Source organism: Limosilactobacillus rudii (genome assembly GCF_014145455.1).
Taxonomy (GTDB): domain Bacteria; phylum Bacillota; class Bacilli; order Lactobacillales; family Lactobacillaceae; genus Limosilactobacillus; species Limosilactobacillus rudii.
Genome location: NZ_JACIVB010000047.1, coordinates 35,622 through 48,043, shown reverse-complemented (window position 1 = coordinate 48,043; position 12,422 = coordinate 35,622). Strand labels below are relative to the sequence as shown.

Below are 12,422 nucleotides of genomic sequence, written 5' to 3'. Positions count from 1 at the left end.
TGCAAAACAGATTTACTGTGATGCTAAGGTTAGATTAATCTCTAGTTTCGTTCGTGTGGCGTAGTTTAATTTTTGTGCCGCATAACTTTCCGTTGAGCTGCCAGGGTATTTCGTTCCCAAAAGACACCATCGGTATATCCTTGGATGGTTTGATCATTTTTTACTTGATTGAGGCGATATTGTCCCCATGCACAGTAGAGAAGGCTTTGTTCAATCCCCAGATAATGACGATTGAGTTTAGCAGCAGTTACTAGACTTGAACCTGAACCGGCAAAAGGATCAAAAATAAAATCGCCAGGATTAGAACTGGCAAGGATAATCTTGGCAAGCAGTTTTTCTGGTTTTTGGGTGGGATGCCCTGTATTCTCTGGCATTGACCAGTAGGGGATAGAAATATCATCCCAAAAATTAGAAGGCATTGTGTCACGGAAATTCCCTGTTGAAGTAGCTTGCCAGTCTTTAGCCACTCCGTCTTTTTTATAAGGAGCAACAACCTGCCGCCGTTGCTTTACCCTGTCAACATTAAAAGTATACTTATTAGGATCAACGGTTAAAAACCAGATATCTTCCATCCCGTTTTTCCAGTTCTTTTGTGATCCGCGGCCTTTTTCGCGTTGCCAGGTTATGCGGTTTTGAATAGTAAAATTTTGTGCGAGGACGGGGGCCAGCGATATGCTTGTTGCCCAGTCGGAGAAAACATAAACGCTGGCGTTATCCTTTAAAAGCGGTTTCAAAAGGTTGATCCACTTTTGTGTATATTCTTGGTATTCTTCGGTCGTCATTTTTTTAAAATTCAGGCCATCGTATTGTTTATTGAGATTATAGGGAGGGTCAATAAGAGCAAGACTGACTTGATGGGGAGAAAGTTTTTTCATTACTTTAAAAGAATCTCCGTTAATAATTTTATCCCGGGTTCCTCTAATATTTTTAATAGGTTGCAGGATCTGTTCAAGTAATTCTGGCGAGGCCTCTTCTAATGAAAAGTCGATTGTTTTATTTCTCTTTGAGCGCATGTCAACACCACTCCCATTTTACCATTTAATATTATTATACTTGTCAAACAGGGGATTGTCTTGCCTTTTTAGGGGTGGTTGGATTAAAATTAATGGTATTAAGTAGTACGAGTTTTAGCGAGAGGCGGTTTGGTGCAAAGGCCCCCAAAGTACGAAATGGTCACAATCAAATAGATAATGAGCGGCAATATTTATTGCAATTTAGGTGGTACCGCGCGAGAAGCGTCCTATTTAGTTATTTTGGCTAATGGGTCGTTTTATTATTTTAGGAGGAATTTATAATGGCAGAAGAAAAACATGTGATCTTAACTGGCGATCGTCCAACAGGTAAATTACATATTGGACACTATGTTGGTTCATTAAAAAACCGGGTTGAGTTACAAAATACTGGTAAATATGACACCTTTATTATGATTGCGGATCAACAGGCGCTAACTGATAATGCTCGTGATCCAGAAAAGATTCGGCGAAGTTTACACGAAGTAGCACTTGATTACCTTGCAGTTGGGATAGATCCTAAGAAATCGACTATTTTAGTTCAATCACAAATCCCTGCCCTTAGTGAATTGACCATGCATTACCTTAACTTAGTTACAGTTTCCCGTTTGCGGCGTAATCCAACGGTTAAAACAGAGATTAAGCAAAAGAAGTTCGGCGAAAGTGTTCCTGCTGGTTTCTTAATTTATCCGGTTAGTCAGGCAGCTGATATTACCGCTTTTAAGGCTGATACAGTACCTGTTGGTGATGATCAGGAACCGATGCTTGAACAGACGCGGGAAATTGTGCGGACCTTTAATCGCATTTACCAGCAAGATATCTTGGTAGAACCAGAAGGGGTATTTCCACCAAAGGGTCAGGGACGAATTCCAGGACTAGATGGTAATGCAAAAATGAGTAAGTCACTTGGCAATGCAATTTATCTTTCTGATGATGCCGACACGGTTCAGAAGAAAGTAATGTCAATGTATACCGATCCAACTCATATTAAGGTTAGTGATCCGGGACATATTGAAGGTAATACGGTCTTTACTTACCTTGATATCTTTGATCCAGACAAAGAACAGGTGGCTAAATTAAAAGAACAATATCAAGCTGGGGGCCTAGGAGACGTTAAGATAAAACGTTATTTAAATGATGTTCTCGAAGCAGAGCTAGCCCCAATTCGTAAACGCCGTGCAGAATATGCAGCTAATATCGATTATGTTGACCAAGTATTAAAAGAAGGCTCTGCCCACGCCAATGAAATTGCTAACCAAACGCTTAAGGAAGTTCGTGATGCGATTGGGATTAATTATTTTGGTTAAAATTTGTTAATTAATAAAGCGAGACTAACGGATTAAGTTTTTTCCCTGGGTCTCGTTTTTTTCGTGTTTCGCATAGCAGAACATGGTAACATAAAAGGGATGTATTTTTACGAAAAATAATTAGTTAAAGCGGAGGTGAAAATGGTGGAAAACCTCGCAATTGTAGACCTCGGCTCAAACTCGGCTCGGATGGCAATTACTGAAATTGCTCCAGATGGACGGTTCCGTGAAATTCGACGGGTAAAGGAGAATACTCGCTTATCTGAAGGAATGGGCCGAGAAAAAATGTTACAAGAAGATGCAATTGAACGAACAATTGTAGCTTTAAAACGATTTAAGAAAATCTATCAAGAGATTCCGAATATTAAAGTGCGAGCAATAACTACGGCAGCAGTTCGTCAAGCGCGTAATCGGCAGGAATTCTTAAATCGTGTTCAACGTGAAGTCGGTATTCGCCTACAGGTTTTATCAGGCAAAAAAGAAGCATATTATGATTATTTAGGTGTTATCCGTACATTGCGACTCAACCACTGTTTGATTTTAGATGTAGGTGGGGCAAGTTGTGAATTGGTATTGGTACAGCAACGCAAAGCTCGTGATTTAATTTCGATTCCCGTCGGAGCGGTTAACCTTTCTGAACAGTTTCGTTTAAATGGCTATGTCCGATCGGCAGACCTTTTTCGTGCACAAGTTGCGATGAATGAACGACTTACTAAAATTCCATGGTTAAGGTATGCGACAAGGGTACCAATCGTGTTATTAGGTGGCGCCAATCGAACATTAGCACGAATGACTCAATCGTATCATCATCGTCATCGGCGAAATAATTCTATTCACGGATATCAGTTGTCTTCACGGGTGGTCTTTGCTACCTATCGCGAATTATTGAACCGTAACCTTGCCCAACGAAAACGAATGGCTGGCCTTGAGCCGGAGCGGGCAGATATTATTATTGGCGGGATGCTACCCTTAATAACGTTGCTTCAGCGAAACAGTGATGGACGGGTCATCTTTTCAGAAAGCGGTGTTCGTGAGGGAATTATTACTGAGTATGTGCGACAAAGGAAGCGACATCATGAATGATTGGCAACATGGCTTTTACAAATTAACAGCCGAGAAGCGACGGCAACGTTTGAAAGATGCGCGTCAATTATCAAATGCAGCTGAAAAACAGTTAGCTGAGAAGAGCTCTGCTTTAGGCAATGAATTAATTGAAAATTATATTACCGATTATTCATTGCCAGAAGGAGTTGCGTTAAATCTCACGGTTAATGACCACCAATATGCTGTCCCCATGGCAATAGAAGAACCTTCTGTCGTTGCTGCAGCTAGTAATGGCGCACAACGGGTTAGCCGTTCAGGCGGCTTTAGTGCTCCCCGACAAGATCGCCAATTGGTTGGTCAAGTGGTATTAGATGAAATTACGGATAAGAAGGCTACTCTTTTGTGGTTGACGGAGCATCAAGATACGATTCTTGCAATTGCTAATCAGGCCCATCCATCAATGCAGGCACGTGGTGGCGGAGCGAAGGAAATGACTATCCGCACGCCAGGCGACTTTATCAGTCTAGATTTAGGGATTGATGTATGCCAGGCGATGGGGGCAAATAGCGTTAATACAATGGTTGAAGCTGTCGCACAATGGTTAACTGCGAAGGGCTACCATGTTATTACTGCAATTTTGAGCAATCTCGCAACTAAAAGTCTGCAAACTGCTAGTTGCCGGGTTAATTTTAAACAATTGGCAACTGCACAAATAGATGGGCAGACAGTGGCAAAACGAATTGCCCGTTTAAGTGACTTGGCACAAGTAGATCCATATCGAGCTGCTACCCACAATAAGGGGATTATGAATGGGATTGATGCGGTGATGGTTGCTAGCGGTAATGACTGGCGGGCAATTGAAAGTGGCGCTCATGCCTATGCTGCTCGTGACGGACAATATCGTGGGCTGAGTAAGTGGACAATTGATGGTGATTGTTTGATTGGAACAATTACTATCCCATTACCGGTTGGAGTTGTTGGTGGCTCAATTGGATTGAATAAACTAACAAAAATAAACTACCAAATCAGCCAAATAAAGACTGCGGAAGAATTAGCGGCAGTTACTGCTAGTATTGGACTTGCACAAAACTTGGCAGCATTACGAGCACTAACAACAACTGGCATTCAAGCTGGCCATATGAAATTGCAATATCGCTCACTAGCAGTTAGTGTAGGGGCAACACCGATAGAAGTTCCCATAGTAGTTGCTCATTTAAAACAATATTCTCATGTAGATCAAGCGTTAGCGCGTAAGGTACTAGCAATGATCAGAAAGGACTAAATTAATGAGTGAAGAAGCAATAAAGTTAAATAAAGAAAATCAATTACTCCTTGACCAAGTAAATTCACTATATCCCGAGGGAAGTGTCTTTGTTCAATTTCACGGTGATAAATCAGGGTACGTTCGTCACGATCAAGCAACGCAACAGACGATTCCAGGGGCATTAGTTATTATTGTGACCGATTTAACGGCACCAAACTACACTGCATCTCACGAATTGCTTCATTTGTTAATGCTTTTAAAGGGATTCCCGCAAATCTTTTTCCAACTATCGCTTGGTGATAAAGAGCTAGATGAGCAGATGATGATTATGGCAACTGACCTGTATAATGTTGCAATGCACCGTGTTGTGGTAGCAGAGCAGCGTAAGCATGGCTTCATTGATGATCAGATTGAAGAGGAGTACTTAAAGGGGATTGAACACACCCTTACTCCAGAAAAAGAAGACGATGACGAACGGACATTGCGTCTTTTAACGCTTTTAGATGCGTTAGTATTCTATGGCGATAATTTGCCAAAGTATGAAAAAATACTACAGGAAAATTATCCAGTAGCATTAGCCGCTGCCAAGAAAATTTATAGCGAAATTACTAAAAAGCCAATTAAATCACCATTTGATATGCGTCGGACAATTATCAAGACTTATTCGTTGTTTGATGAACAGATGCAAGCATGGGGATTACCAGCTCTTCATAATAACGAATACACAACACTTTCACCAGTTCTAAGTGAGCGTCAATTACGGCTAGAGGTACGTCAAGTATTTGAAATTTATCATTCGGATATGAAGGAACGCGGAACCAATAAACGGGCATATGTCGGAATTCGCCGAAGTGATGGTCAAAACTCATTCACCATCCCAGCGCCTACTGATAATGCGCCTGAAACATTTAAAAAAATCTATGCTCAACCAGTAAAGGATTTTCTTGAACGTCATAGTATTCCATACATTGTAAGGAAGTGAGCTAGATGGATACGAAAATTCAACAGACGTTTGATGATGCAAATAATATTGTCTTTCTAACTGGAGCAGGTGTTTCAACTGCCTCTGGTATTCCAGATTTTCGGTCAGCAAACGGTTTATACACAAAAAACAAGAATGCAGAATACTATTTAAGTCACCGCTACTTTGTGAGTGATCCAGAAGGCTTTTATGAATTCTGTAAGAAAAATCTATATTTTCCTGATGCTAAGCCAAATATAATTCACCAAAAGCAAGCAGCCCTTACCCAACAAGATCGGGCAATTGTGATTACACAAAACATTGATAATTTATATGAAGAGGCGGGGACTAAGCATTTAATAGATTTTCATGGTAATCTGTTTCACGTCTACTGTGAAAAATGTCATGAAACTGTCCCAATCAGTGAATATTTAAAGAGTCGAATTCATCAAAAAGATAATGGGCCTTTACGTCCCGATGTTGTTTTATATGATGAGGGAATTAAGCAGGAGAACATTATTAATTCGGTTAAGGCAATGCAACAAGCGGACCTGATCGTAATAGTTGGTACTTCGATGAAAGTGTACCCGTTTGCAGGCTTGCTAGATTACCGTAATCCTAAGGCAAAAGTAATTGCTATCAATCAACAATTATTGCAGCTCCCAATTGAATTTCAGATGGTTCAAGCCGATGCAACCCAATTTTTTGCTGAATTGAAAGTATAATAAAAGAAGCTGCCATTGTCACTTAGACAATATCCAGCTTCTTTTTATTGCAAAACTTTATTCAAAGAAGACGACCTTCCCATCTACTTTGAATGGGAATGCTACTGTACCTATCTTTTTCTTTTTGGTAGCATCCTTTTCTTGGTAAAAAATGTGGTTAATGTCTTTGCTCTTTAGTAGCATTTTGATCGCTCCTTTCATATGATCCAACTGTAAAATAACATGTTTAAGGAGTAATTCCTAGGGAAAAGAGCAAGTATGAGAAGCGCTTTCATTTAGTGTGAAATAAAAAATGCATATTCTGCGCGGATTTTGACGGCAAAATGCATAAAAGTGATATTAAAGCGATTTGTACCGCTTGAAAATGAATATAAATTTATTTTTGCGTGAATAAGAATTTGCTAAGCGATTTGATGAGTATTTCTTAGGATTGAAAAGAGGGACTAATTTGAAAATAACAATGGGAATGACGACCTGGACGGAACATCCGGTCCTTATCCATAATGAACAACGCCCGGTTACACTGAACGAGTATGCTCAATATTTTCCGCTGGTAGAAGTTGACACATTTTTCTATGCCTTACCCCAAGTAACGACAATTCAAAATTGGTTATCGCAGGTACCGATAAATTTTCAATTCATCATTAAAGCAAACCAAAAGATGACGTTACATCAGCGGGGGCAGGACCGAGGAGAATTAGAGGAGGTTTTCCAACAGTATCGGCGGACAATTACCCCCTTAATAGCGACTGATCAGCTAAAAACAATTCTTTTTCAATTTCCGCCATATTTTGACGCGACAGTTCGTGATTTCTCCTATTTAAGGTTGATTCGTGCCTGGTTAGGTGATTTACCGATTGCCGTTGAGTTTCGTAATCAGACCTGGTATAAAACAGGGGTCTTTGATTCGGTGGAAGCTTTTTGTCGGGAACTGAATTTTACTTTAGTTGCTGCCGACGAACCGCATGATACACCAACGTCTGTTCCGTTCGTTTTGACAACGACTAATCCTGATTTTGCCATGTTGCGATTGCATGGCCGAAATCGTAAAGGATGGGATAATCAAGGGAAAGAGTGGCGGAAAACACGGACCCTGTATCGCTACTCAAAAGAAGAACTCGCCTTCTTTAAAGAACAAATTGAGTCTCTAAAACCACTACCGCGAGAATTAGGTATCATTTTTAACAATAATTCGGCCAAAGATGCTGCGCCTAATGCGCTAAGCTTGCAGAAAATGATGAATATTAATTTCTCAGGTTTAGCTCCTAAATCTCCAGAACAACTGGACTTGTTTTAGGATGGAGCAAGCTGTAATAAAATGCTATACTAAATGTTAAATCTTAATTAGTAATATCTTAGAAAGAGGGGCCTCATATGGCTGAACAAAAACCAACTTATTACATTACAACACCAATTTACTATCCATCTGGTAAGTTACATATTGGTAACTCATATACCACTATTGCATGTGATGCAGAAGCACGGTTTAAACGGTTAATGGGTTATGATGTTTTTTATTTAACCGGAACCGATGAACATGGGCTTAAAATCGAACAAAAGGCCGAAAAGCTTGGGATGAAGCCGCAAGAATATGTGGATCAAATGGCGGCACAAATTAAAGAGCTATGGAAAAAGCTAGAAATTACTAATGATAAATTTATTCGGACAACTGATGATTACCATGAAAAGGCAGTTCAAAAGATTTTCCAACAACTTTTGGACCAGGGAGATATTTACAAGGGCAAGTATACTGGCTGGTATTCGGTTGATGACGAAGAGTACTTTACCGAAAGTCAGCTAGCAGAAGTTTATCGTGATGATAATGGTAAGGTAATCGGTGGAAAAGCGCCATCAGGTCATGAGGTGCAGTTAGTCGAAGAGGAATCATATTTCTTCAAGATGAGCAAATACGCTGATTGGTTGATGGAATATTATAAGGAACACCCTGATTTTATTGAACCTCAATCACGAATGAATGAAATGATCAACAATTTCTTAAAGCCGGGATTAGAAGACTTGGCAGTTACACGAACATCATTCAACTGGGGAGTTAAAGTTCCTAGTGACCCGAAGCATGTGGTGTACGTATGGATTGATGCATTATCAAATTATATTACAGCCCTTGGTTATGGTAGTGATGATGATCACCTCTTTAAAAAGTACTGGCCTGCTGATGTACACATGGTTGGTAAGGAAATTGTTCGTTTCCATACTATTTACTGGCCAATTATGCTTCATGCATTAGGGTTACCATTACCTAAGCATATTATTGGTCATGGGTGGTTGACCATGCGAGATGGTAAGATGTCCAAGTCTAAGGGAAACGTAATTTACCCTGAAACCTTAGTTGACCGTTATGGACTTGATGCTACCCGTTACTACTTATTGCGGGCAATGCCATTTGGAAATGATGGTGTCTTTAGCCCAGAAGATTTTGTAGATAAAGTCAACTACGATTTAGCTAATGATCTAGGAAACCTTCTTAATCGGACAGTTGCGATGATTAACAAGTATCAAGACGGAAAGCTTGTTGGAACTAATGAAGCAACGACTGACTTTGATAGTGACCTTGAACAAACAGCTGCTGATGTTATTGCTGAATATAAGAATCTAATGGATAAGACCCGCTTTGCCGAAGCGCTGGCAGCTATTTGGAAACTTGTTAGTCGAGCTAATAAGTACATTGATGAGACTGAACCATGGGTTTTAGCAAAAGACGATAGTAAAAAAGCAGTATTATCGGATGTAATGACACACTTAGCCAAGAGTTTGCGAATTATTGCAGCATTGATCCAACCAATTATGCCAAATGCGCCTAAGGAAATTATTAGCCAACTTGGTATTCACAATACTGATTTGACATTAAAAGATTTGGACTTTGATGATTTTCCAGCAACTGCGCAAGTTGTTGCTAAGGGAACACCGATATTCCCTCGACTTGATGTCAAAGCAGAAGTGGAATTTATTAAGAGTAAAATGACTGCTAATGAAAAGAAAAAGGGGCGTAAAGCAATGGCTGAAGCAAAGCAAAAAGCACAAGAAAAACAAAAAGAAGCAGAAACCGATGGCAAAAAGCAAATTCGAATCGATGTCTTTGATAAAGTCGAACTAAAAGTTGCGCAAATTACTGCGGCTGACCATGTTGAAGGAGCAGATAAGCTGCTTAAGTTCCAAATGGATGATGGTACTGAAGAAGGTCGGCAGATTCTTTCAGGAATTGCTAAGTGGTATCCAGACCCATCGGTATTAGTTGGTAAAAAAGTTTTAATTGTTGCTAACTTGAAGCCACGGAAGATGCGGGGCGAGTTAAGTCAAGGAATGCTCTTGTCAGCTGAAAAAGATGGTAATGTTCAAGTAGTAACTGTTCCAGATAATCTTGTACCAGGAATGGGCGTTGAATAACGTGAAAGAAAAGCATCAAGGACAGATTTATGACTCACATACGCATCTAAACGATGATGCCTTTTATGATGATGTCCCTGCATTTATTGATAGAGCGGCTCACTACGGCGTTACTGAAATGAATATTGTCGGATCGAACCGGGAATTAAATCAGCGCGCACTTAAGTTGGGACATCGGTATGACAATCTTCATCCAATCATTGGGTGGCATCCCGAAGATATTGCGGGGTGGAATGAATCAACTAAACGTGAATTACAGCAGCAACTTCGTGATCCACTGGTAGTGGGCATCGGTGAAATTGGATTAGATTATTATAATGATGACCATTCACCTCACCAGCAACAGCAAGATATTTTCATGGAACAGCTTATCTGGGCGCGTAAGCTTCACTTGCCGGTGTCTATCCATTGTCGTGATGCTTTAGCTGATACTTATGACATTTTAAGCAATGCTCATATTGATGAGTTTGGCGGTGTTATGCATAGCTTTAATGGTTCTGCAGCGTGGGCAGAAAAATTTATGGCCCTTGGGATGATGATTTCGTTTAGCGGAGTTGTTAGTTTTAAAAATGCAATTGAGGTTCATGAGGCGGCTCAAGTTGTTCCGCTGGAAAAAATGATGGTGGAAACTGATGCTCCTTACCTTACTCCGTTACCATATCGTGGTAAACAGAACGAACCGGGTTTTACCAAATTTACGGTAGATACGATTGCAGCGTTAAAGCAAGTTGATGCAGGCAAGGTAGCCTATAAGACCTTTGAAAATGCACGACGATTATTTTTGCAGAATGAAGAAAGAGGCCTATGATTAGAGTAAAAGAAGTTATTGTTGTTGAGGGCAAAGATGACACTAAGCAGATTTTAAAGGCAGTTGATGCTGATACTTATGAAACTAATGGATCTGCAATCTCTCAAGCTGATCTTACAAAACTAGCAAAATTACAAAAAAGTCGGGGACTAATTGTTTTTACCGATCCTGACTTTAATGGTGAACGGATCCGGAAAATTATTAGTAAGGCAATCCCAGGTGTCAAACATGCTTTTATTAAACGTAAAGAAGGCGTTCCAACCGAAGCACACGGCAGTTTAGGGGTAGAACATGCAGCTCCCGCGGTAATAGAGGCATCACTAAAACGTCTTTATACGCAGGCACCAGTTCAGCAAAAAAACTTTGATAATCGTGATCTTCAGCAGGCTGGACTTATTGGTCAAGCTGATTCTCGTAAGCGTCGTGAACGGTTAGGACAGATTTTAGGGATTGGTTATAGTAATGGCAAGCAGCTAGTGCACCGTTTGAATATGTTTCAAGTTGATAAAAATGACTTTATAAAAGCTGTTCAGCAAATAAATCAGGAGGAAAAACATGAGTAATTCACCGGAAATTGGCAGTCGGGCACGAACACATGCGATAATGGAAAAATATGGTATTCGGACGAAAAAAAGTTTCGGGCAAAATTTTCTTACTGACTTAAATGTGCTAAAAAACATTGTTAAAGCGGCTGATATTTCCAGAAACGATAATGTGATTGAAGTCGGCCCGGGAATTGGGGCATTAACAGAACAATTGGCTCAACAAGCGGGGGAAGTACTGGCACTTGAGATTGACCAAGACTTAATCCCAGTCTTAGATGAAGTATTAGCTCCTTATGATAACGTTAAGGTTGTAAAACAAGATGTTCTCCAATCAAACTTGCCAGAACTAATTAAAAAGGAATTTACAGATCCGACAAAGCCAATAAAAGTAGTTGCTAATTTACCGTATTACATTACTAGCCCGATTTTAATGAATTTATTGGCAAGTCCGGTAAAATGGGCAACAATATGTGTAATGATGCAAAAAGAGGTTGCGCAACGGCTAACTGCCAAGCCGGGAACAAAACAATACGGGGCGTTAACATTGGCAATTGAGTACCAGATGAATGCTAAAATTGCTTTTGATGTGTCACGCAAAGTCTTTGTTCCATCACCCAATGTTGATTCAGCAATTGTTGTTTTACGGCCGCGGACAACTGCTTTACTTGTTCAACCATTTGATAAGCAAAAATTGTTTGGCTTTATTCGGGGATGCTTTGCTCATCGGCGAAAGAGTCTGTGGAATAATTTGCAGAGTATTGTCGGGAAAGAACCGGAAATCAAGGCAAAAATGACCACAATTCTAAGTGATTTGAATATTTCGCCACAACTTCGACCGGAAAAATTAACGTTAGAACAATTTATAAATCTTGCTAATGCCCTTCACCAGCAGGATTTACTATAGCCAAAGACGGTTGACCTTCCTAAAGCAGTGTGGTACAATATTGCTTTTTGTGTAAAATAAGTGTATGCTAGTCTACAGTGAGGTGAAGGAGTCGTGCCTAATAGCATTGTAGAAATTAAAAAAAAGCTAGACGACCGGATTGGCGAGCATGTATTAGTAAAAGCGCAAGCTGGACGTAAACGTATTACCACCCATCACGGCATCTTAAGTAAGACTTATCCGGCAGTATTTATTATTCATCTAAATGATGATAAAGGAAAGCTGGACCGGGTTTCATACAGTTATACTGATTTATTAACGAGAAATATTTCCATCGCATTTGATGAAGAAGCGGAATAGCGTCATTAAAAATTTATCTTGCAAAGACAAACAGCCCTTAGTGTTCAATATAGCGAATACTAAGGGCTGTATTAATATCAATACTAAATTACAGAGAAAAAACAGTAGTTGCA

General features: G+C 40.0%; 13 protein-coding genes. 11 read left to right on the top strand and 2 right to left on the bottom strand.

The window, feature by feature from the left end:
- Positions 1-65: 65 nt before the first annotated feature.
- Complete coding sequence (locus H5S39_RS03970; protein ID WP_182596996.1) at positions 66-1,013, bottom strand: DNA-methyltransferase; 948 nt, start codon at positions 1,011-1,013, stop codon at positions 66-68.
- A 281-nt stretch (positions 1,014-1,294) separates the two neighbouring features.
- Here H5S39_RS03970 and trpS point away from each other — a divergent pair, with 281 nt between their 5' ends.
- From trpS to H5S39_RS03945, 5 genes are all read left to right on the top strand, one after another.
- Complete coding sequence (gene trpS, locus H5S39_RS03965) at positions 1,295-2,317, top strand: tryptophan--tRNA ligase (protein ID WP_182596997.1); 1,023 nt, start codon at positions 1,295-1,297, stop codon at positions 2,315-2,317.
- 141 nt (positions 2,318-2,458) lie between these two features.
- Positions 2,459-3,400 carry a Ppx/GppA family phosphatase gene (locus tag H5S39_RS03960; RefSeq protein ID WP_182596998.1) on the top strand — a complete coding sequence of 314 codons (942 nt, stop codon included), beginning with the start codon at positions 2,459-2,461 and terminating at the stop codon, positions 3,398-3,400.
- The gene (locus H5S39_RS03955; protein ID WP_182596999.1) at positions 3,393-4,643 is read left to right on the top strand and encodes a hydroxymethylglutaryl-CoA reductase, degradative; all 1,251 of its coding nucleotides are present in this window, start codon (positions 3,393-3,395) and stop codon (positions 4,641-4,643) included. The genes H5S39_RS03960 and H5S39_RS03955 overlap by 8 nt, the downstream gene beginning before the upstream one ends.
- A 4-nt stretch (positions 4,644-4,647) precedes the next feature.
- Positions 4,648-5,607 (top strand): HELLH-NELLK family protein, encoded by a 960-nt coding sequence (locus H5S39_RS03950; RefSeq protein WP_182597000.1) that lies wholly within the window; start codon positions 4,648-4,650, stop codon positions 5,605-5,607.
- 5 nt (positions 5,608-5,612) lie between these two features.
- A complete protein-coding gene (locus H5S39_RS03945; protein WP_182597001.1) occupies positions 5,613-6,311 on the top strand; it encodes an NAD-dependent protein deacylase in 699 nt (232 codons plus the stop codon).
- 57 nt (positions 6,312-6,368) lie between these two features.
- Here H5S39_RS03945 and H5S39_RS11565 read toward each other — a convergent pair whose 3' ends face one another.
- Positions 6,369-6,494: a hypothetical protein gene (locus H5S39_RS11565; RefSeq protein ID WP_259407319.1), complete on the bottom strand. Its 126-nt coding sequence runs from the start codon at positions 6,492-6,494 to the stop codon at positions 6,369-6,371.
- 265 nt (positions 6,495-6,759) lie between these two features.
- On the opposite strand from H5S39_RS11565, the gene H5S39_RS03940 reads away from it, so the two are divergent.
- The 6 genes from H5S39_RS03940 to H5S39_RS03915 all read left to right on the top strand — a co-directional run bounded on the left by H5S39_RS03940 (position 6,760) and on the right by H5S39_RS03915 (position 12,309).
- The gene (locus tag H5S39_RS03940; RefSeq protein WP_182597002.1) at positions 6,760-7,608 is read left to right on the top strand and encodes a DUF72 domain-containing protein; all 849 of its coding nucleotides are present in this window, start codon (positions 6,760-6,762) and stop codon (positions 7,606-7,608) included.
- Positions 7,609-7,685: 77 nt separating this feature from the next.
- Positions 7,686-9,713 (top strand): methionine--tRNA ligase, encoded by a 2,028-nt coding sequence (gene metG, locus H5S39_RS03935; protein WP_182597003.1) that lies wholly within the window; start codon positions 7,686-7,688, stop codon positions 9,711-9,713.
- Position 9,714: 1 nt separating this feature from the next.
- Entirely contained in the window at positions 9,715-10,521 is an 807-nt protein-coding gene (locus H5S39_RS03930) for a TatD family hydrolase (protein WP_375139109.1), read from the top strand.
- Positions 10,518-11,084: a ribonuclease M5 gene (gene rnmV / locus H5S39_RS03925; RefSeq protein WP_182597005.1), complete on the top strand. Its 567-nt coding sequence runs from the start codon at positions 10,518-10,520 to the stop codon at positions 11,082-11,084. The genes H5S39_RS03930 and rnmV overlap by 4 nt, the downstream gene beginning before the upstream one ends.
- Positions 11,077-11,970 carry a 16S rRNA (adenine(1518)-N(6)/adenine(1519)-N(6))-dimethyltransferase RsmA gene (rsmA, locus tag H5S39_RS03920; RefSeq protein ID WP_182597006.1) on the top strand — a complete coding sequence of 298 codons (894 nt, stop codon included), beginning with the start codon at positions 11,077-11,079 and terminating at the stop codon, positions 11,968-11,970. The genes rnmV and rsmA overlap by 8 nt, the downstream gene beginning before the upstream one ends.
- Before the next feature lie 93 nt (positions 11,971-12,063).
- Positions 12,064-12,309 (top strand): Veg family protein, encoded by a 246-nt coding sequence (locus tag H5S39_RS03915; RefSeq protein ID WP_182597007.1) that lies wholly within the window; start codon positions 12,064-12,066, stop codon positions 12,307-12,309.
- The last annotated feature ends 113 nt before the right edge of the window (positions 12,310-12,422 follow it).

What these genes read in the sequence shown, in the direction of transcription:
- H5S39_RS11565 (WP_259407319.1), bottom strand. Translation starts at nt 6,494, where the DNA reads ATGCTACTAAAGAGCAAAGACATTAACCACATTTTTTACCAAGAAAAG.
- rnmV (WP_182597005.1), top strand. Translation starts at nt 10,518, where the DNA reads ATGATTAGAGTAAAAGAAGTTATTGTTGTTGAGGGCAAAGATGACACT.
- H5S39_RS03970 (WP_182596996.1), bottom strand. Translation starts at nt 1,013, where the DNA reads ATGCGCTCAAAGAGAAATAAAACAATCGACTTTTCATTAGAAGAGGCC.
- metG (WP_182597003.1), top strand. Translation starts at nt 7,686, where the DNA reads ATGGCTGAACAAAAACCAACTTATTACATTACAACACCAATTTACTAT.
- rsmA (WP_182597006.1), top strand. Translation starts at nt 11,077, where the DNA reads ATGAGTAATTCACCGGAAATTGGCAGTCGGGCACGAACACATGCGATA.
- H5S39_RS03960 (WP_182596998.1), top strand. Translation starts at nt 2,459, where the DNA reads ATGGTGGAAAACCTCGCAATTGTAGACCTCGGCTCAAACTCGGCTCGG.
- H5S39_RS03950 (WP_182597000.1), top strand. Translation starts at nt 4,648, where the DNA reads ATGAGTGAAGAAGCAATAAAGTTAAATAAAGAAAATCAATTACTCCTT.
- trpS (WP_182596997.1), top strand. Translation starts at nt 1,295, where the DNA reads ATGGCAGAAGAAAAACATGTGATCTTAACTGGCGATCGTCCAACAGGT.
- H5S39_RS03945 (WP_182597001.1), top strand. Translation starts at nt 5,613, where the DNA reads ATGGATACGAAAATTCAACAGACGTTTGATGATGCAAATAATATTGTC.
- H5S39_RS03955 (WP_182596999.1), top strand. Translation starts at nt 3,393, where the DNA reads ATGAATGATTGGCAACATGGCTTTTACAAATTAACAGCCGAGAAGCGA.